The sequence below is a fragment of the Aminipila sp. genome (assembly GCF_032051575.1).
In the GTDB taxonomy this organism is placed as follows: Bacteria; Bacillota; Clostridia; order Peptostreptococcales; family Anaerovoracaceae; genus Aminipila.
Genome location: NZ_DAMBYD010000003.1, coordinates 85,497 through 106,522, shown reverse-complemented (window position 1 = coordinate 106,522; position 21,026 = coordinate 85,497). Strand labels below are relative to the sequence as shown.

At 36.5% G+C, this 21,026-nt stretch carries 14 protein-coding genes and 1 pseudogene; 14 read left to right on the top strand and 1 reads right to left on the bottom strand.

All coding sequences use genetic code 11. The annotated features are described in order from the left end of the window. Window positions 1–39 precede the first annotated feature (39 nt). The 12 genes and pseudogenes from RTW14_RS04555 to RTW14_RS04505 all read left to right on the top strand — a co-directional run bounded on the left by RTW14_RS04555 (window position 40) and on the right by RTW14_RS04505 (window position 18,380). Window positions 40–2,088, top strand: a complete 2,049-nt coding sequence (locus tag RTW14_RS04555) for an S-layer homology domain-containing protein (protein WP_312648513.1) — start codon at window positions 40–42, stop codon at window positions 2,086–2,088. A gap of 212 nt (window positions 2,089–2,300) precedes the next feature. Beyond that, entirely contained in the window at window positions 2,301–4,124 is a 1,824-nt protein-coding gene (locus RTW14_RS04550; protein WP_312648512.1) for a SpoIIE family protein phosphatase, read from the top strand. A 118-nt stretch (window positions 4,125–4,242) separates the two neighbouring features. Then, the gene (locus tag RTW14_RS04545; RefSeq protein WP_312648511.1) at window positions 4,243–6,633 is read left to right on the top strand and encodes a M14 family zinc carboxypeptidase; all 2,391 of its coding nucleotides are present in this window, start codon (window positions 4,243–4,245) and stop codon (window positions 6,631–6,633) included. A gap of 226 nt (window positions 6,634–6,859) precedes the next feature. Then, a pseudogene (locus RTW14_RS04540) lies at window positions 6,860–8,140 on the top strand (ABC-F family ATP-binding cassette domain-containing protein); the annotation flags it as partial. Beyond that, window positions 8,114–8,689 carry a hypothetical protein gene (locus tag RTW14_RS18790; protein ID WP_442871561.1) on the top strand — a complete coding sequence of 192 codons (576 nt, stop codon included), beginning with the start codon at window positions 8,114–8,116 and terminating at the stop codon, window positions 8,687–8,689. The pseudogene RTW14_RS04540 and the gene RTW14_RS18790, both read left to right, overlap by 27 nt. 22 nt (window positions 8,690–8,711) lie before the next feature. After that, entirely contained in the window at window positions 8,712–10,286 is a 1,575-nt protein-coding gene (tilS, locus tag RTW14_RS04535; RefSeq protein ID WP_312648509.1) for a tRNA lysidine(34) synthetase TilS, read from the top strand. 111 nt (window positions 10,287–10,397) lie between these two features. Further along, the gene (gene ftsH / locus RTW14_RS04530; RefSeq protein ID WP_312648508.1) at window positions 10,398–12,479 is read left to right on the top strand and encodes an ATP-dependent zinc metalloprotease FtsH; all 2,082 of its coding nucleotides are present in this window, start codon (window positions 10,398–10,400) and stop codon (window positions 12,477–12,479) included. A 9-nt stretch (window positions 12,480–12,488) separates the two neighbouring features. After that, complete coding sequence (locus RTW14_RS04525; RefSeq protein ID WP_312648507.1) at window positions 12,489–14,066, top strand: PucR family transcriptional regulator; 1,578 nt, start codon at window positions 12,489–12,491, stop codon at window positions 14,064–14,066. A 20-nt stretch (window positions 14,067–14,086) separates the two neighbouring features. Next, window positions 14,087–15,817, top strand: coding sequence for a hypothetical protein (locus RTW14_RS04520; protein WP_312648506.1), 1,731 nt, complete (start codon window positions 14,087–14,089; stop codon window positions 15,815–15,817). A 101-nt stretch (window positions 15,818–15,918) separates the two neighbouring features. Further along, complete coding sequence (locus tag RTW14_RS04515; RefSeq protein ID WP_312648505.1) at window positions 15,919–17,460, top strand: acyl-CoA carboxylase subunit beta; 1,542 nt, start codon at window positions 15,919–15,921, stop codon at window positions 17,458–17,460. Window positions 17,461–17,471: 11 nt separating this feature from the next. Then, window positions 17,472–17,885: an OadG family protein gene (locus RTW14_RS04510; protein ID WP_312648504.1), complete on the top strand. Its 414-nt coding sequence runs from the start codon at window positions 17,472–17,474 to the stop codon at window positions 17,883–17,885. A 102-nt stretch (window positions 17,886–17,987) separates the two neighbouring features. Next, window positions 17,988–18,380 (top strand): biotin/lipoyl-containing protein, encoded by a 393-nt coding sequence (locus tag RTW14_RS04505; RefSeq protein WP_312648503.1) that lies wholly within the window; start codon window positions 17,988–17,990, stop codon window positions 18,378–18,380. A gap of 143 nt (window positions 18,381–18,523) precedes the next feature. Here the strand turns inward: RTW14_RS04505 and RTW14_RS04500 are convergent, their stop codons facing one another. Next, complete coding sequence (locus RTW14_RS04500; RefSeq protein ID WP_312648502.1) at window positions 18,524–18,925, bottom strand: ferritin-like domain-containing protein; 402 nt, start codon at window positions 18,923–18,925, stop codon at window positions 18,524–18,526. Between the two features lie 230 nt (window positions 18,926–19,155). On the opposite strand from RTW14_RS04500, the gene RTW14_RS04495 reads away from it, so the two are divergent. Both RTW14_RS04495 and dusB read left to right on the top strand, forming a co-directional pair. Next, complete coding sequence (locus tag RTW14_RS04495; protein WP_312648501.1) at window positions 19,156–19,950, top strand: type III pantothenate kinase; 795 nt, start codon at window positions 19,156–19,158, stop codon at window positions 19,948–19,950. An 86-nt stretch (window positions 19,951–20,036) separates the two neighbouring features. Further along, complete coding sequence (dusB, locus tag RTW14_RS04490) at window positions 20,037–20,999, top strand: tRNA dihydrouridine synthase DusB (protein WP_312648500.1); 963 nt, start codon at window positions 20,037–20,039, stop codon at window positions 20,997–20,999. Window positions 21,000–21,026 lie beyond the last annotated feature (27 nt).

Below are 21,026 nucleotides of genomic sequence, written 5' to 3'. Positions count from 1 at the left end.
GTCATAATAGTATCTAAATAATTATTACAGGAGGGGAATATGAAAAAATTATTAAGTGCGATTATGGTATTTACTTTGATTTTGTCAACCGTAGCTACTACATCAGCGGTAACTTTTGCTGGAACTACTGATAGCACACAATTAACAAAGGCTATTGCAGCGGTTAAAAAAGTGATAGAAATACCGGAGACGTTAAGTGAATTTGAATATTATTATGATGAGGGAAACGATAAGGGCAGTATGATGCAGTTGAACTGGTCTGATGCAGAACATTCTTCCAATGTTGCAGCAACTGTGTCGGATAAAGGTATTATTACTTCTTATTACTCTTATGGGCCAGAATTTGAAGCCAAGGGATTAGCTAAAATAACAAAAGCACAAGCAGAAAAAATTGCAACTAGTTATCTACAGAAATTAATTCCGAATACGATGGGCAGCTATAAGCTAGAGGATAACTTGGCTAATGATTACGGGTTGGATTATACGTTTACCTATAGATTATATGTGAACGATATACCTTGCGATTTTGTCAGTGCAAGCATAGGGATAAATAAGTATGCAGGGAAACTTTCAAATTATAATTGCAACTCAGACTTGAAGGATTTATCAATTACGGAGTATCCTTCAAAAGAAAAGGCCATTACTAAGGAAGAAGCAAAGAAGATATATCTTTCAGAACTTGGCCCAGAATTAAAATATTTTGCAGATTATAATTATTCTAAAAAAACATTAAAATTATTTGCAGCTTATGAAACAGACGGATCCAATAGAGCGATAGATGCTAATACTGGAAAAATCATAAAGCTTTACAATGATTATGTGATATATAGAAATGCTGTTGAGAAAGGTGCAGGGAAAGAGGCTTTGGCGACGGATAGCCAGGCAGGCGAAATAGAATATTCGGAAGAGGAATTAAAGGAAATTCAAAAAACTCAAAATTTAATTGATAAAAATCAGGCAGATAAAACTGCTAGAAATCTGTTTAGTTCTATAGGCAGCCAAAAACTTGTGTCATCAACCTTAAGAAAGGATTGGGGACCCAATCAAGAATATATGTGGCATTTAAATTACGAAAAGGATTTTGTAACTTTAGATGCAAAATCTGGAACTTTAATTGGTTTTAACAGCAGCGTAGATGATAATTCAAAGAACGACATTGGATTAGAAAAAGCAAAAACAATAGCAGAGAGTTTTTTGGATAAAGTTTGCGCAGATAAAAAACAACAGCTTGTCTGGACAAATGAAAACACAATAGATAACAAATACAGCGATTATAATTTTGTATATACAAGGCAGGACAATGGTATAAACTTTGACGATAATTCAGTTTTTATTTCAGTTAACAAGTCAAATGGAACCGTGATTTCCTATTCAAGGACTTGGTATGAAAACGTAACTTTTCCTAAGTTAAACGGAGCTATAGGAAAAGAGAAAGCTTTTGATATAGCAGCTAACCTTGGAAACTTTGGATTAATATACACGAAAGATTTGGATGGGAAAGTTGCTTTAGCCTATGACTTCCTAAAAGATGGAACCTATATTATTGATGCGTTTAAAGGAGTACGTCTGGATTATAGGGGAGAAGCTTTTAGTGATTCAGAATCCGGAGAGTATACGGATATAGCTGGGAATTGGGCAGAAAAGACTATAAAAGAACTAAAAAATAATGGTTATTATCTGAAAGGTGATAAATTTGCACCAAAGGCGGCTACAACACAGATTGAGTTTTTTAGATATTTATATTCGCCTGAACAGAACTATTATACAGATGATGAAGAATTCTATAAAATGTTAGTAAACGGTGATATTATCACCAAAGCGGAAATTAATGCAAACGCAAAAATAACACGACAAGAGGCAGCAAAGTATATTGCCCGATATCTTGGCGTGGATAAGTTGGCAAAAGAGTCATCTGTGTTTAAAAATATGTATACAGATAAAGTTGATAAAGCTTATCTAGGTTATGCTTCAGCAGTGTATGCACTTGGCATAATGAAGGGGGACCCAAAAGGAAGATTTAATGGTAGTAATACTTTATCTCATTCGGAGACAGCTGTTGTAATCTATAATATATTGAATAAAAAATAGAGAACAAAATAAAGGGATAAGACTTGTTTCGAGTAAAAATACTCGCAAACAAGTCTTTTTTTTCATTAACTGTCGGAAAATAGGCAAAAAAATAGAACGTTTTAAAGTATTCGTTACATGTTTGGACAAATTTTACTCTTCCTCACAGATATAATGTAACAATAAAGTCAATATTGGACATGTTATTGCGGGAGCAGATAGGCGGGGGTGTAATGATGGAAATGGTAAGGTCACGAGAGAGGGTGGCTACTGGACTGGCTCAAATAGCTGGATTGGTGGCTATGTCATTTCTTATATGCAGGGTAGTGGTTTTAAATAGTTTATTTCCTTGTGGAATCGCATTTGTGACGGTGCTTATGTATAGAAATAGACTGAATCTATATTTAGTGATACCAATGCTATTAGGAAGTATAACCTATTATGGCAGTAATTATTTATTTTATGGTGACATAGCGGCATTGTTGGTAAGCGCTATAGTATTCACAGTGTTTGGAAATCGTAGAATTGATTTACCAGCAAGAGCAGTAATAGCAGCTATAATAGCAATAAGCTGTAATTGTTCATATTACATATTAAAGCACATGTTTTATAGATTAAGTATTTTTATGCTATTAGCAGAAGTGATTTTAATTTTTGTGCTTATTTTCACGTTTAATAATTTCTTTTCATTTGCTAAGCTTATTAAGCATAGTGAAATAAAGGTACATAAAAGAAGTGAACTTAGTGCAGAAAAAGCTATAGGATCCACAGCAGCGGTAATGGTTCTGATACTGTGCGGAACTGGAGTGTGGGGATTAGATCCATCAAAGGCATCACTGCCTCTAATGGGAGGTCTGTTCTTGACATTGTTATTTGGTTATTGTGGTGGTATAGGGGCAGGACTTATAGCTGGGACAAGTTCTGCAATTTGTGTGATATTATGCACAGGATTTACACCTGCTATTGTAATGGTATTTTTGGCAGGAGGATTCACTGCTGGTGTATTTTCACAGGAGAGCAAAGCTATGGCAGCAGTCTGCTTTAGTGGTGCCTGTTTAGTTTTAGGCATGATAACTACTTATCCTGAATTATTTATTCCTCCTTATGAGCCACTTGCAGCATCTGCTGTAATGGCTCTAATTCCAAGAAGGAGTTTAATGGAGATAAGAAAAGTATTTTCTGTAATTAAAAAAGAGAGTGCTCATTCTGAAATGGAGGCAAAGGATCAAATTCTAAAGGTTTTGGACGAGCACTATCGTAACTTTGACCGATTAGCAAACCTTTATGGAAATGCCAGAAGTAATCGGTCAATCATATCCTATCAATTCAGGGGAATGGCTCAGGTCACGGAAAGTTTAAAAAATGAAATGGAATCCGTTAACCATGGAACGTCCTGGATAGAACCGCAACCCAGGTTTAACATTAAAATTGGCCATTCTGCTTATGGGCAGACTGCAGGGGTTTCAGGAGATAGCTTTCAGTATAAAGATATTTCTAAAAATGAGTATGGTATATTAATTAGTGACGGCATGGGTAAAGGAAAGGCCGCTTCAGCAGAAAGCAGTTTGGCAGTATCTACATTAATGGATTTAATTAGTTCAGGTTTTGATGTGAAATTAGCGTTAAAAACAGTTAATAATATTTTGCTACAGCAGGAAGATGATGAAATTTTTTCAACTGTAGATTTGGCATTGATAGACAAACTGGGTGGAAAGCTCAGATTATTTAAAATAGGCGCTGCAGCCACCTTTATCAAACGAGGGGATAAGGTGGCCGCCGTTAAGATGGCAGCTCTGCCAATGGGCATTGTTGACGGTTTGCATATTGACTTTATTAATGTGCGGCTGCGCCCAGGTGACCAGATTATTATGATTTCCGATGGAGTATCCGATGCAAACCGACTTGATCTGGAAATGAACTGGTTGAAAGAAGTTATTAGCAGTATTAAGTCAACGGATCCTCAAACCATATCTGATTTAATTATGAATAGAGCTATCGAAGCATATGGAATCAGGGAAAGGGATGATATGACTATAATAACTGCTGTTTTAGAATAGTTATTAAAATAATTAAAAATTAAGAAAACTTTGACAACTACTCCTTGATATGGCAGAATAAAAGCATTCATAATAGAATATTGTATACAGACAAAATAAAAAAGGAGTGTGAGAATCAATGAACAGAGGCAGATTATCCCAATTATTTGCAGCAGCACTAGCTTTGACACTAATAATGGGCACAATAAGCTTTGGCTATGCAGAATCATCTACGATAACAACCAACCAAGGTGATTCTTATGAAAAGCCGCTACCAAGAAATCAAATTCTGTATTCAGAAATAGGTTCAAAACTTAAAGAGATAAAAGATAAAAACTCCAACATTATGGATTACCAAGTAATCGGACAGACCAATCAGGGCAGGGACCTTTATCTAGTAACTTTAACAGATGCGGATGGGATGCAAAATCTGCAGAAACATAAAGATTTTATGAAGAATGCAGTAAAAAATCCTCAGACAGCTATAGACTATATAAAGAAAAATACAGATTACAAGGTACCTGTATTTTTCAACGCATCTATTCATGGCAATGAAACTCCTGGTGTTGATGGAGTTATAAAACTTATAGAAAAACTTACTACGGACAAAAGTGCTGAGGTACAGGATATTTTAAAGAATTGCGTGGTTTTGATTAACGTGGTTCAGAATCCTGACGGAAGAGCCTCAGGCGTCCGCGAAAATGCAGCTGGTGTTGACATGAACCGGGACTACATAACACAAAGCCAGCCTGAAACCCGGGCTATAGTTAAGAATGTTGCTACCGCTTGGTATCCAACAACAATGCTTGACTTACACGGGTTTATGACAACAGATAATATTTTACTTGAACCATGTACTATTCCGCATAATCCTAATTATGAATATGATTTATTAGCAAAAAGCTTATTACCACATGCTAAATATATGGCTGCAGCAATGAAGGAAGCAACTGGGTGGGATGTTGACATACCATCAGAAATATGGGACGATGGCTGGGATGATTATCCACCAATTTTTACTCCTCAATATTTTATGTATTTTGGAACAATCAGTCATACTCTCGAAATTAAGTATGCTGATCAAGATAGCATAAATGCTGATTTTGCAGCTTGTTATGCATCACTGCAATATGCAGCTAAGAACAAAGCAACATTAATGAAAAATCAGTTTGAAATTTTTAATAGAGGTGTTCAGGGCGCAGAAGTTGAGCATGATGTAAGTTTTCCTTATGCGTATATAATTCCTGTAAACAAGGAACAACAGAAGGACATTTATGAAGCTTATGAAATGGTTCAGCATTTACTGGATAACGGTATTATTGTACAGCAGGCATCAGCAGCTTTTACAGCTGGCGGGGTTAAATATCCAGCGGGAACTTTTATTGTACCTATGCATCAGGGACTTAGAGGACTTGCAAATACCATGCTTTGGCAGGGCGAAGATGTAACGAAGCTGGCAGGTCAAATGTATGATATTTCAGCGTATTCCTTCCCTTTGTTAAATGGATTCGATGCACCAGCAGTTCAGTCTGAATTTAAATCAGAAACTAAAAACGTAACGGAAGTGTTAGCTCCAGTTGGAAATTTTAACGAAGGTGCAGGTGTAAACTATATAATGCCTGTTGAAAATGATGCTGCATACCTTGTGGCAAATACTCTTGTAAAAGAGGATTTCAAGGTTTACAGATCAAAGGACATGGTTTCTAAATATCCTTCAGGTACCTTTGTCATTCCTGAACAATTGGGTCTTGTAGAAAGGCTGAAAGACCTAGCAAGTAAAAATATGGTTAATATTGCTGGAATTGGTAACACGAAGGCAACACTTCAACCTTTAATGCTTAAGAAAATTGCTGTAATTGAAGAAGATGGCGGAACTTTCTCTGCTATGAGGGAACTTGGTTTTGATGTGACAGAAATTTCATACAATGCTGTAAATCATGGTTATGATTTAGAGAAAAATGCTTTTCAAGCATTAGTGCTATCAGGAAGCCAGGCTTTATGGGAAGACAGTTATGACGCTTCTGGCACAACTTGGTCATTAGATTCAAGAGGAATAGCCAATCTGATTGGCTTTGCAAAGAATCATGATTATATTGGTGCAGGTTATGCAGGTGCTATGTTAAATAAAGAAATTGACAAGCTTGATGTTGTAATGAGTTATATTGGAGAAGACGATTCACAAACTGCAGAAAATGGCATTTGCACATTTGACGCTAAAAAATCTGATCCTATTACTTACACCTATGGAAAGAATGAAATAGTATTTGCCTTCAAGCCTATGTGGGTTGCTGCTATTAATAATAGCCAGGTCGTTGTAAGCGGAAGCTATGGCAAAGGTGAAGGCATGTATAAGGCAGGTTTCTGGGCAGAACCTCAGCAAATAGCAGGGGCTTATGCTATTGTTCATGATAATACACCTGATTATGATGCCGTATTGTTTGGCATTGTTCCAACTTTTAGATACTATAACCATGCAACAAATGGGATGATGGCCAATGCAATATACTATTTGGGGTATGATGGTAAATAAAGATTGAATCATACGGTACTATGTTTTGTATGACATGATAAGTATGGCTGCTGCAAAAGGATGAATCTATTTTGTGGCAGCCATATTTTGTTATAGGGCTGAGTAATTACAATTTAGGATGCTTGCAAAATTTGTGACACTACTGTAAACTAGGAAACGTAATGGGCTTATTTTAAGTACAATAAATTAAAACTTTTTAAATAGATATAGATAATGAGGAAAAAGAATGATATTACTTAATGCTGCTAATATTTCAAAATCATATACAGAAAATCCGCTTCTAACAGATTTGTCCTTCAGCATCCATGAGGGAGATAAAATTGGTTTTATTGGTGTGAACGGAACCGGTAAGTCCACATTATTGAGAATAGCTGCAGGAATTGAAGAGGCAGATCAAGGAACAATCACTAAGACAAAAGGCACTAGGATTGGATTTTTGCCACAGATGCCAGTTTTTGACTCAGAGAATACGATTTTTGAACAAGTGTTAGAAACTTTAAAAGAAAATAAGCGTGAGGCTTCAGAGTATGAATGTAAAGCCATGCTTATGGATTTAGGTATTACAAGTTTTGATGTGCCAGTGAAATATCTTTCTGGTGGTGAGAAAAAAAGAGTTGCCATGGCGGCGGTTTTAGTTGTAGATATGGAACTATTAATATTAGATGAACCGACTAACCATTTGGATAGTGATACTATAGAATGGCTGGAAAGATATTTAAAGAACTTTAAAGGAGCTATTTTTATGGTTACTCATGACAGGTATTTCTTGGATAGAGTATCTAACCGTATCATAGAACTAAACGATGGGAAACTTTATAGGCATGAGGGAAACTATTCTTCATACCTTGAAAACAAAGCTGACAGAGAAGAAATGGCACTTGCCACAGAGCGTAAAAGAAAGACGCTGTATAAGCGTGAACTGGAATGGATTAGAAGAGGTGCACAGGCTAGAAGCACAAAGGCAAAGGGCAGAATCGAAAGGTTTGAAGAATTAGCTAAAAACAAGTTGATGATTGACGAATTTAAAGTTCAAATGAGTTCTGTGTCCAGTCGATTAGGTAGGAAAGTTATCGAGATAAAGAACGTTACAAAGGCATATGATAGTAAATTGTTAATAGACGATTTCACCTATACAGTACTTAGAAATGACAGGATTGCCATAATCGGAGATAATGGGTGTGGAAAGTCTACTTTATTAAGGATGATTATGGGACAGGAAACTCCGGATAATGGGTCTGTAGAAATCGGCGAAACTGTAAAAATTGGGTATTTCTCACAGGAAAGTGAAGACATGGATTTATCCATGAGAATGATAGATTATGTTCAAAGTATTGCTTACAACGTAGAGACAGCGGACGGGACCATAACCGCAGCTCAAATGCTTGAGAGGTTTTTGTTTTCAAAGCAAATACATTCTGTGAGGATAAACAAGCTTTCTGGCGGAGAAAAGAGAAGATTGTACCTGCTTAGTATACTGATGATGGCTCCAAATGTATTACTTTTAGACGAGCCTACAAACGATTTAGACATTGATACATTAACGATTTTAGAGGACTATTTAGATAGCTTCGCAGGTGCAGTAATTGTTGTATCCCATGATCGGTATTTTGTAGACCGCATAGCAGTTAGAACATTTGCCTATGAAGAAAATGGTCATATCGGGCACTACCCAGGTGGTTATACTGATTATATGGAAATTAGAAAGTTAGAGGAAGCAGAATGTAAGGAACAGGAAAAAGCTTTATCTGTTAAGAATGCATCTTCAAAAACAAACTCTCCACAAGATAAACCGACTAACAATAACAGCAATAATAATTTGAAGAAATTAAAGTTTTCTTATAATGAGCAGCGTGAATTTAATACGATTGATAATGATATAGCAGAGCTTGAACAAAAAATTAGTGAAACAGAAGAAAAAATTTCTAAAGAAACCAGCAATTATACTAAGTTACAGGAACTAATGAATGAAAAATCAACACTTGAAGAACAGTTGACAGAAAAAATGGACAGATGGGTATATTTAAATGATTTAGCAGAGCAGATTGCTAATCAGTAAACAATTGTGATATACTAAAACTATGGTAGAGAATAAAATAAAAAAAACAATTTTAGATAAAAATTTAATCGAGAAAAATGAGCACATCATCATTGGGCTTTCAGGCGGCCCTGATTCGGTGTGCCTTTTTAATGCGTTAATGAATCTATCTGATGAATTTCAATTTACAATTTCGGCAGTACATGTGAATCACAAATTTAGACCTGGTGCAGCGGAGGAGGATCAGGCATACGTTGAGGAATTGTGTAGACAGAGAAATATCCAGTGCCATAGCTTTGAATATGACTGCAATTCTATAGCAGAGGAAAAGGGCATGAGTAGTGAAGAAGCCGGAAGGTTTGTGCGGTACCAATCTTTTTACCAAGTGGCAAAACAGTTAATTGATAATAAACGATATAAATCGACACAGATTAAGATTGCAGTTGCACAAAACGTTAATGATCAGGCAGAGACATTGCTTATGCGAATCATCAGAGGCACTGGAACAGGTGGCTTAGCAGGGATTGAATACAGCAGAGAAGGGGATTATGGTACCACCATAATCAGACCGTTGTTAGATGTATCCAGAAAAGATATAGAAGCTTATTGTCAGGAAAATAATTTAAGACCAAGAATTGACCACACCAATAGCCAGCCTATTTACACGAGAAACAAAATAAGATTAAACTTAATTCCTCAATTAGAGAAAGAATTTAATGTCAATGTTATAGAGGGCTTAAACCGTTTGAGCAGAATTGCAAAAGACGATAAGGACTATTTTGATATGCAGGTGCAGGAGGCGATGGAGCAGGCTGCGGTTGTGGTGAATGATAAAGCAGAGGGCTTACAGGAAGATATTTCTGGAATATCTTTTAGTTTGGTGCAGCTTAAGGAAATGCATCTTGCTATCAGACATAGAGTAGTAAAAAGAGCTTTTGAAACCATAGGGTTAGATCAAGGCATAACAGCAGCGCATTTAGAATCTGCAGACAAAATTATTGATGGAAATAATGATTCAGCTAGTGCAGATTTCCCTAAGGGATATGGGGTAGCTGTATCTTATGGCGAAGTAAGATTTTTTAAGAATGATCCTGTAACATTAGGTTATGTATCAAATATTGAATTAAAATCTAAACTGATGATAAGAATAGTAAAGAATGAGGGTAACTTAAAAGATATATCTAAAAATGGGACAAAAAGATATGCTGCATTAGATTTATCCAAATTATTAGAAAAACTATGGAGAAAGGATACTCCGTATTTCGACTATATCGAAAATCAAGATAAAAATAAAAAAAATAAGGACTTTGAACAACAGCTTATAGATGAAATCCAAGTAATGCTTCAAATAAGAACAAGAAGACAGGGAGACTGGATGATACCTTTAGGTATGAGCGGCACAAAAAAACTTCAAGATATGTTTGTAGATGAGAAAGTATATAAGGAATGCCGTGATCAGGTTCCAATGGTTTGTATAGGTGATGAAGTAATCTGGATTATTGGAGATGATGTAAGTGGTTATAAAACTGGTATGAAAAGGGGCAGGATTAGCGAAAATTACAAGTTAGATAACGACACAAAGGATATAGTTCTTCTTGAATATTTAGAGAAATTATGATAAAATAATCTAACTATCTTGTGAATGTACAATAAATTTGGTTATAATACACAATTTAGGTATAGTTTTAATTGCAAATATACAAAAGACATATAGGGGGAATTTAGACCGTTGAAAAAATTAGCAAAAAATATGGGGATTTATGTAGCTATCTTCGCTATTGTGCTGGTCATGGCATGGGCATACCAGGGAGTTCCTCAGGAAAAAGAAGTAAAGACAGTAGATTTTTCAAATTTTGTAACCCAACTGCAAAAGGAAAATGTGAAAGAAGTAAACATTACAAACAATACTGTAAGGGCTACTTTGAAAAATGGGGATAAAATCATTTCTTATGCCCCTTCAATTATGGACATAAGCATGATTGATGAAAGTTACATTTACCCACAGATTGAAAAGGGAGTTATTTACAATAGCGATAAACCAAAGGAGACTCCTTGGTATATATCGATGCTTCCTACACTAATTATGATTCTTGCACTCGTTTTCTTTTGGTTTATTATGATGAACCAGAGCGGAGGCGGCGGAAAGGTTATGTCTTTCGGCAAGAGCAAAGCTAGACTACACAAAGACGATGAACTAAAGAAAGTGACTTATAAAGAGGTTGCAGGTCTGGATGAGGAAAAGGAAGAGCTCGCAGAGGTTGTTGACTTCCTTAGAAATCCTAAAAAGTATCGTGATTTGGGGGCTAGAATACCAAAAGGTATTTTACTTGTAGGTCCTCCAGGAACGGGTAAGACGTACTTGTCAAAAGCCACAGCGGGAGAAGCAGGGGTACCTTTCTTTAGTATCAGTGGTTCGGATTTCGTTGAAATGTTCGTTGGTGTTGGTGCTTCCAGAGTTAGAGATTTATTTGAGCAGGCTAAAAAGAGCGCACCTTGTATCATATTCATAGACGAAATTGATGCTGTTGGTAGAAAAAGAGGCGCTGGAATAGGCGGCGGACATGATGAAAGAGAGCAGACGCTTAATCAGTTACTGGTTGAAATGGATGGTTTTGGAGAAAACACTGGCATTATTATTCTGGCAGCAACGAACAGACCTGACATTCTTGACCCTGCTTTGTTAAGACCAGGAAGATTTGACAGACAGGTTGTTATTGGAATTCCAGATATTAAGGGCAGAGAAGCTATTTTTCAAGTTCACTCAAGGAATAAGCCTCTTGATGAATCGGTTAATCCAAAAGTACTTGCTAGAAGGACACCAGGATTTACTCCTGCTGATATTGAAAATCTGTTAAATGAAGCAGCCTTACTGACAGCTAGGCGAAATGGCAGAAAGATTCGTATGGATGAAATTGAAGAAGCTGTTACAAAGGTTATAGCGGGTCCAGAAAAGAAAAGCAGAGTTATTAATGAAGAAGAAAGAAAGCTTACAGCATACCATGAAGCTGGTCATGCAATTGTGGCCAGATCACTTCCGAAGACGGACCCAGTTCACCAAATTACAATTATTCCAAGAGGAAGAGCTGGTGGTTTCACAATGATTCTGCCAAAGGAAGACAGATCTTATGGTACAAAGATAACTATGAGGGAACAGATTGTTCATCTTCTTGGAGGTCGTGTTGCTGAAAAACTTACACTGGACGATATTAGTACAGGTGCAAGCAATGACATTATGAGGGCAACAGAAATTGCCAGGGACATGGTAACAAAATATGGATTTAGTGAAAAATTAGGACCTATTAACTATAGTTCTACAGATGAAGTATTTCTAGGAAATGATTATCAGACAAAGAAAAATTACTCAGAAGAAATCGCAAGGGAAATTGATGATGAAATCAGAGTAATTATCGAGGATGCTTTTGAAGAAGCTGAAAGAATACTAACAGAAAATATGGATAAACTTCATGTGGTTGCGAAGGCATTGCTTGAAATTGAAACTCTTGACGGAGAGCAGTTCGAACAGCTTTACACAGGTAAATTTACAGCAGAAGAATTGTTAAATAACGTGAGAGAAAAAGAAGAAGTAAAGAAACAGGCCAATGCAGTAGAAGCTGCAGAAACAGAAAGGCTTTTAAAGGAAGCGGACGACAGGGAAAAAGCTTTGCTTGAAGCCTTTGATACTGACTATATGAATGATAATGTATCTGAGGAAGAAACACAAACGGAAGATGAATCTGAAATAAAACCTGAAGGTCAATCCAAAGAAGAATCTGAAGTTGAATCCGAAGATAAAGATGAAGAAAAGAAATAGGTAAATATTATGAAGGTTACAGTAAAAGATTGTCTTGCTTTAGAAATCTTTAAAAATGCAAGAATAGTAGCAGGAACCAAGAAAATTGAAGGAAGAGTTAGAGCGGTTTCCGTATTAGAAACGACTGAAATCGATGAAGTAAGGAGTTGTTTTGCTCATGACAGCGAAATGGTTCTATCGGGTTTCTTTAATTTAAAGGCTGACGAAAATAAGCAGATTGAGATAATTAGAACCCTGTCAGAAGCGGGAACTGCAGCACTGGTATTGTTCTATATTGAATCGCCTGAACTTGATTTAAAAAAGGAAGTACTTGCAACCGCTGACAGGGTAGGGCTTCCAATTATTGTAATGCCAAATGACAAAGAGCTTAAATATGCTGATGTTATAAAGCAGGTAATGGAAAATATCCTTTATGGAGATAATTTTGGAAACAGACTTATCAGCAATACCATATTTCACTTGTTAAATTTTGAAAAGCATAGCAATTTCCAGTCAGCAGTCAGAGAAGCTGCTATTAATAATGACTTTCAATTGATTTTGCTCAGTGAGGATTTTAATCCAATCCTTTCTATTGAAACAAGGCATAAAGCTACTATACAAGATGCAATTAATTTGGGCAGGGAAAGAGATGTTGAACGTTCAGCCGTATACACCATGATAGATGTAAATGGTGTCTTGACATACTGGGGTCCAGTTATGATTGGCGGCGAGAAATACTTTATGTTTATTGTTGATAATGAAGATTCTTACTCTGCGGGAGAAATTACAAAGTTAGCTGAAATTATTGAACTAGCTATGGGTATGTGGAAATATACGCCAGAAAGAGATGCACGGGCAGAATTTATCAAAGCATTACGACGGGGCAATAAGAGTCTGGCATATACACTTAAAGAAGAGGCTGGAATCAACAGTGATGATATTTTAAGTGTTTTCTTTGCCCGTGGCATAGAAAATGAGGAAGGCTTTAGAGTCCTAATGAACTTCGAGAAGGAACAAGATTTAGGAATTATGAAGATTACTGAAGGTGAAGAAACCTATGGTATGATCTTAAACAGAAAAATACAGGGTGAAGAAATAACTTCAGCAAAAAGAGCCAGCTGTATTAGCTTGTTTAATAAGTTGAAGGAAGAAAAAACAGTAAGAATTTTTCATGTAACTGGGTTAGACGGAATAGAAGGAGCAGCCGATGCTTATCGTTTAATTAGCGAATCATGGGGATTTGTTCAGAATGTATTTCCCTATAAGAGAGTATTTACAAAATACGAACTTGCGCTTGTAAGCAATTGCATCAACATACAGCTTCAGGGTGGGTATGTTAAAAAGAATTATATTGAACTTTTAGAACCGTTTAAAGAAGCAAAAGAAAACAAGGGCAGACAGTTACTTGAAACTTTGGAAACCTTTGTACTTGATGCAGGTATGAATAGTGCTAAGACATCAGAGTTTATGGGCATACATACCAACACAGTACAGTACCGATTGAAAAAGATTAACGAAGTGCTTGATGTAGAAATAACAGGTAATCGTGTAATTCCAGGATTAACCATTGCACTAGCACTTAAGAGATTGGAACGAGTTGTTCGTTAACGAGGAATAAATATAGTAAAATGAGTAGTAGAATCTTAGAAATATCAAGAAAATATTTAACTAAAATTACTGTAGTAGCTGTTGCCCTGGCAATGGCTACTACTTTAGCGTTTGGACAATCTAATGAAGAAGGCGTGCAGCCTCCATCAAAAGTTGAAAAACCTCAAAGAATTTATGAAAAAATGATTGCTCATGGTGGGGGTACAGTAGAAGGCTTTGACACCTCCAGTTCCTATGATGCAGTCATGCAATCCATAGCCAATGGGTTTAAAGTAATAGAATTAGACATGGAGTTTTCATCGGATAATAAAATAATCATGCTACATGACTGGGATAGAACGGTAACAACCTATTTGGGAAGAAAATTTGACATAAAATTGACCCAAAAACAGTTCAATGATCAACTGATTTGTGGCAAATTTCAATCGCTAACATTTGATAAGCTTACAAAGATATTGGACAATAACCCACAAGTACGGATTGTAACAGATACGAAGGGGGATAATATAAAGTTACTTACAACCATTGCTAATAAGTACCCTGATTATGTAGACCGCATGATTCCTCAAATTTACGATTATAGTGAATTTGAGGCCGTATCAGCTCTTGGATATGACGATATTATATTTACATTATATATGCAAGATAAAATTGACTATAATAAGCTTCTAAAGTTTATAAAGGAAAATGATATATATGCAGTTACGATTGGAAAAGATTATTGGGTAAAGGGGTTGACTCAGAAACTGTCAAAGGAGGGTATCAAGGTGTATACTCACCCTGTGTATACCGTTGAGGAGGCAAAAGAAGAGTTTTCAAAAGGCGCCTATGGCATATACTCCAGTACTTTAAAGCCGTCTGAAATTGAAGGGTATGAAGCTGAATATTATCTAATGCAGACGGATGAGGCTGGCAAAAAAATTAAGCTTACTGATGCCACATTACAAACAAATCAAGTAAGAAGCATAAAACTTCATGGTAATCTTGATTATAAAGCATTGAAGTATAAACTGGATGGAAAGGGACTTGAAGAGAGGCTTGCCGAAATTGAAGATTCTGCATCTGAAGCTCATGAGCTTACCATAGAACTTTGGGATATCTCAGGAACGTCAGTTGAGAAAGCCTTACAACCACTACATATCATGAATTATACTCTTACGAAAAATGCAGGAAAAGTTAGGATTTTAGATAAGAAATATGATTATAGGCTAAAGTCTTTGAAGAAGCTTCCTGAATTTGAAGCTGTCATGTCACAAATGAAGAAAGAAAAAGACTATGAAGAAATGGTTGGAATTCTATCAAAATCCTTCATAGCAAAAGCAGGAAAATATTATTATTTTAATAATGGCATGAATGGAAGTTATTCTGTTGGTGACGAGCTGATGTCTCCTCAGAAGTCAGTTAGCGGCAATGTAATAGTTCCATTGGCGGAGACTGTAAAAAAACTGGGAGCAAGTACTATAACTATGGATTCTGGAAGATATGTTTATGTTGCCATGAATAATTCTAGGACGGTTAGCCAAGTTTATAGTAATTTCGTGAGAAAAGATACATATAATACTAAAATATCGGTGCCTATTTCTCTATATAGAGGTAAGGCTATGGCAGGAGGAGAGATTATTGGTGTTGCCTCCGGTAGAGATTTTGCAGAAGAAAATGGGATACTTATAATATTGCCCAAAAATTGTAAAGTATCTGAAAAAACAACAGAGAAATTAATCGAATTGGCAGACTTATTATATAAAGACTAAAGCCTATTGCAAAAAACCAAAATATGAGATATATTTATTCTGGTGTATACTGCGCTACTATTAAAAAAAGCCTACTTTTATTCGTTAAGGAGGAAATATATATGAACAAGCTTGATGAACTGTTAAAGTTCAAAGCAGAAATCGCTATGGGTGGAGGGGAGAAAAAAATTGATGCCCAACACGCAAGCGGAAAATTGACTGCAAGGGAAAGACTAAACGTTTTATTTGATGAAAATAGTTTTGTTGAAATGGATGTATTTGTGTCCCACAGATGCCACAATTTCGATATGGAAGGTAAAAAAGCCCCAGGAGACGGAGTTGTAACTGGTTACGGTATGGTAGATGGAAGACTTGTATTTGCATATGCACAGGATTTTACTGTACTAGGGGGATCACTTGGAGAATATCATGCAGAGAAAATTGTAAAAGTACAGAATATGGCCTTAAAAATGGGGGCCCCTATTGTTGGGTTAAACGATTCAGGCGGAGCCAGAATTCAGGAGGGCGTAAATGCACTCTCTGGTTTTGGTAAGATTTTCTATAATAACACAATTTCTTCTGGGGTTATTCCTCAGATATCAGTCATTATGGGCCCATGTGCAGGTGGTGCTGTTTATTCGCCTGCAATTACAGATTTTATATTTATGGTAGATCAAACCAGCCAGATGTTTATAACTGGACCTCAAGTAATAAAAACTGTAACAGGTGAAGATATTTCATCAGAAACCTTAGGCGGGGCAATGACGCACAATTCAATTAGTGGTGTTGCTCATTTTATTGGAAAAGATGACACTGAAACATTGCTGCAAGTTAGAGAATTACTATCCTACATGCCATCAAATAATTTAGAAACTGCGCCTATATATGCAACAAATGATAGCCCTAACCGATTAATTCCAGAGTTTAATGATATAATTCCGGAGAATCCTAATAAGGCTTATGATATGTATGAAATTATTAATAAGCTTGCTGATGAGGGAAAGCTGTATGACGTAATGCCTCTTTACGCAAAGAACATTATTACATGCTTCATCCGTTTAGACGGAAGTACAGTTGGTGTTATAGCAAATCAGCCTAATTTTGGTGCAGGCTGCCTTGATATTAACGCATCAGATAAAGCTGCAAGATTTATTAGAAGATGTGATGCTTTTAATATTCCAGTACTTACTATTGAAGATGTTCCGGGATTCCTGCCTGGCAAAGATCAGGAGTTTGGAGGAATCATCAGACATGGAGCAAAAATGCTATATGCATATTGCGAAGCTACAGTACCGAAAATCACTATGATTTTAAGAAAAGCATATGGCGGAGCTTATATTGGCATGTGCAATAAGGAATTAGGGTCAGATTTAGTTCTGGCTTGGCCTTCTGCACAAATTGCTGTTATGGGTGCTGCTGGTGCTGCCAATATCGTATTTAAGAAAGAAATCAAGAATGCAGAAGATCCTATGGCAAAGAGGGAAGAAAAAATTGCTGAATATGAAGAAATGTTTAATAATCCTTACAGAGCGGCTGAAATGGGATACGTTGATGATATTATTGAACCAGCAACTGCTAGACAGAGGATTATTAGCGGATTTGATATGTTAAGTTCCAAGAGACAATCATTACCTGCTAAGAAGCATGGAAATATCCCGCTTTAGGAGGTGGCATGATGGAATTATCATTAATGGAGAAGTTTGCTGACCCTGCTTTATTTGAGTCATTAACGACAAGTGAAAAAGCTATGGGCTCTTTAATTACTACCTGTATGGGGATGGGAATTACTTTTATAGTGTTAGTCTTATTATGGGCAGTTATAGTTGTAATGTCAAAGTTTATGAATAAGGCACAAAAAACAACTGTTAAAGGAAACTCTGCAAATGTGGCGGATTCAATTGTAGGTCAGGATGAAATTATAAACGATGCTGAATTGGTTGCAGCTATTACAGCAGCTATTGCTGCATATGAAGGGAATTTAGGACTTTCCTCCGGTAACTTTGTAGTGCGAAGGATTACAAGAATTGCTGGGAATGCATGGGCAACTGCAGGAATGGCTGAATGTCTTGAAAGCAGGAAGGTTTATTAAGCAGATAAAAATCTATGAAATAAGATTTATGATTTTTTAGCATCTGACCTTCCAACAATTTGTTATACAAATTGTTGGAAGGTCATTAAAGGAGATTATAAAATGAAGAAATATAATATAAAAGTAAATGGGACTACTTATGAGGTAGAAGTTGAGGAAGTAGGGGTAAGTGAAACTCCTGTTGTTTCACCAATTGTGAGACCTGCACCTGCGGCTCCAGCTCCTGTAGCAGTTCAAACAGCCCCAAAAGAGACCGTTGCAGCAGCTCCTATTGCAGCTGGTGCTCAGACAATAACTGCACCAATGCCGGGAACGGTTCTTGAAGTTAAAGTTACACCAGGTCAGGTAGTAAAAGCAGGAGATATTCTTATTATATTAGAAGCAATGAAGATGGAAAATGAGATTTTAGCTCCAGCAGATGGAACGATCGATACAGTCCAGACTACAAAGGGCGCTTCAGTCAATACAAGTGACATTTTAGTTACAATTAAATAAGTATATTACTTAAATTTTAAAGTTGTAAACGGTTAGCTGTGGTGGTGCTACCCACAACTAGACGATAACAAATGGGGTAAAAATTAAAACAAGCATAACTTTTAAAAGAAGAAAAGAGCTATGCTTGTTTTTTGTAATTAGATTTATTGGTTTAAAAAATTCAATAATCTTACTACATGAACATTTTCATCTACTCCAGCGTTGAAAAAGGCCTCTCTCAGTGCTTCATTGTTAAAGTATTCTTGGTGTGCATGCATATATTTTCGGAAATCTCCACTTTCGTCAATAATACGGTCTCGAAGAATATCAGCGTAAGGCATATTTAATTTTACAGGTGGTATATTAGGACGATAAATCTCCCCTGTTAAATCTTTATAAATGAGTTTAAATTCATCAGCATGGCTTTGCTCATCTGCAGCCATTTCCATAATCAAGTTCATTTCCATTTCATCAGGGGCCATTTGCGCCAACTCACGGTATAATTCAGCATCTCCAAGCTCAGCTTTTATGTAAGTTTGTAGTTCTTCAATTAATGTTGTATCCAAAAAAATCCCTCCTTTTTTTTAGAGCATAAACATACAGTACAATATATGAATGAAAAGTATTTTCATGCAGGAGACATTTTTTATCAAAATTTGTTGTATTTTTAGTCGTTTAAATGTATACTAATCTAGTTAAAATTTTACCAATAGAAAGCCGTGGTTATCCTGATGTGGCAGGACATTACGCCTTAGGGAAACCGGACTAATTGACGCATGAGCAAAGGAGAAAGACCATGCTACTAGCATTCGATGTAGGAAACACAAATATAGTATTAGGTGTATTTAAAGATGGACAATTAATTCAGAACTGGCGACTTGAAACAGATAATAACAAAAGTGCTGATGAATATGGTATGGTGATTAACCAACTATTTACCTATGAGGGGCTAGATACTCAGGAAGTAAAGGATGTAATCATATCTACAGTAGTTCCTTCAGTGTTGTACACACTTCAGCATTTATCGATGAAGTACTTTAATAAAAGGGCAATAGTTATTGGGCCTGGTATAAAGACAGGCTTAATCATTAAATATGATAATCCAAAACAGGTGGGAGCTGATAGAATAGTAAATGCTGTTGCAGCATATGCTAAGTATGGTGGACCGCTTGTAGTAATTGATTTTGGTACCGCTACAACATTTTGTGCCATAACAGAAAATGCAGAATATCTGGGAGGAACCATAGCACCTGGAGTAAAGATTGCTTCAGATGCTTTATTTGAAAAAACAGCAAAATTGCCTAAAGTTGAACTGGAAGAACCTGGTCATGTCATATGTAAGAATACGATTGAGAGCATGCAGTCAGGTTTGGTTTATGGGCATATGGGAATGGTTGAATATATTACCAAGAAGATGAAAAGAGAATTGGCAGCTTTATCTAAAGACAATAAAGAAGCTGTGGTTGTTGCAACAGGTGGACTTGCTACTTTAATTGAGCAGGGCATTGATTGTATTGATCATGTAGACAAGATGCTTACACTTGAAGGTTTAGAATTAATATATGAAAAAAATAAGAGTCATAAAAAGTAATTAGATATATATGAAAAAAGGGGGCTGTCTTAATGTGGTTTGTTGCAATCATCTTGGGTCAGCCTTTTAAATTAGAGAGGTAATAATTGAAAGATTTAGTTATTGGAAACGTGAAGCTTGAAAATCCGTTTCTGCTTGCACCGCTTGCAGGGGTTACAGATTCTTCCTTTAGAAGAATTTGCAGGCAAATGGGTGCGTCTATGGTCTATACAGAAATGGTTAGCGGGAAAGGTCTTTATTATAAAGACAAAAATACGGATAATTTATTAAAAACTTATGAGGATGAAATGCCTGTGGCATACCAGGTGTTTGGCAGCGAACTAGAAATATTGGCTTATACTGCAAGGAAATTAGCAGATAGACCTAATGCTATATTAGATATCAACATGGGGTGCCCAGTGCCTAAGATTGTAAGAAATGGGGAGGGGGCGGCTCTCCTTAAGAATCCGGAACTAATCTATAAGCTGATTGAAGTTACTGCAGCAGAAGCAAAGAAACCAGTTACTGTCAAGATTAGAATTGGATTTGATGATGCATCGATTAATGCAGTTGAGGTTGCAAAGGCAGCTGAAGCCGCAGGAGCAGCAGCGGTAGCTGTTCATGGAAGAACCAGGGAGCAATATTATACGGGTAAGGCTGATTGGGGCATGATTGCAAAAGTTAAACAGGCCATAAACATTCCTGTAATTGGAAACGGTGATATTTTCTCTGGAGAGGATGCTTTACGTATGATTGAGCAAACTGGTTGTGATATGGTCATGATTGCCCGTGGTGCTCAGGGAAATCCTTGGATCTTCCGGGAGGCATCAGCACTTTGGAATGGACATGAAAAACCGGGACCGCCTAGCATAATTGAAAGATTGGACATAATAAACAAACAATGTCAATATGTACTTGCAGAAAAAGGAGAGTATGTTGCCGTTCGTGAAATGAGAAAACACATTGCATGGTATTTAAAGGGGATTAAAGGGTCGGCTCATTTGCGTGCGGAAATAAATCAAAAGAATACTTTTGAAGAAATAAATAATCTTTTGGAGCAGTTGGTTTGAGGTGGTTTTTATTGACTTTTCATACGC

Excerpts from the sequence above, each read along its gene's own strand:
- RTW14_RS18790 (WP_442871561.1), top strand. The coding sequence starts at position 8,114 with ATGGCTCCAAATGTATTACTTTTAGACGAGCCTACAAACGATTTAGAC.
- RTW14_RS04525 (WP_312648507.1), top strand. The coding sequence starts at position 12,489 with ATGAAGGTTACAGTAAAAGATTGTCTTGCTTTAGAAATCTTTAAAAAT.
- tilS (WP_312648509.1), top strand. The coding sequence starts at position 8,712 with ATGGTAGAGAATAAAATAAAAAAAACAATTTTAGATAAAAATTTAATC.
- RTW14_RS04510 (WP_312648504.1), top strand. The coding sequence starts at position 17,472 with ATGGAATTATCATTAATGGAGAAGTTTGCTGACCCTGCTTTATTTGAG.
- RTW14_RS04550 (WP_312648512.1), top strand. The coding sequence starts at position 2,301 with ATGATGGAAATGGTAAGGTCACGAGAGAGGGTGGCTACTGGACTGGCT.
- RTW14_RS04505 (WP_312648503.1), top strand. The coding sequence starts at position 17,988 with ATGAAGAAATATAATATAAAAGTAAATGGGACTACTTATGAGGTAGAA.
- RTW14_RS04495 (WP_312648501.1), top strand. The coding sequence starts at position 19,156 with ATGCTACTAGCATTCGATGTAGGAAACACAAATATAGTATTAGGTGTA.
- RTW14_RS04515 (WP_312648505.1), top strand. The coding sequence starts at position 15,919 with ATGAACAAGCTTGATGAACTGTTAAAGTTCAAAGCAGAAATCGCTATG.
- RTW14_RS04555 (WP_312648513.1), top strand. The coding sequence starts at position 40 with ATGAAAAAATTATTAAGTGCGATTATGGTATTTACTTTGATTTTGTCA.
- RTW14_RS04545 (WP_312648511.1), top strand. The coding sequence starts at position 4,243 with ATGAACAGAGGCAGATTATCCCAATTATTTGCAGCAGCACTAGCTTTG.
- RTW14_RS04520 (WP_312648506.1), top strand. The coding sequence starts at position 14,087 with ATGAGTAGTAGAATCTTAGAAATATCAAGAAAATATTTAACTAAAATT.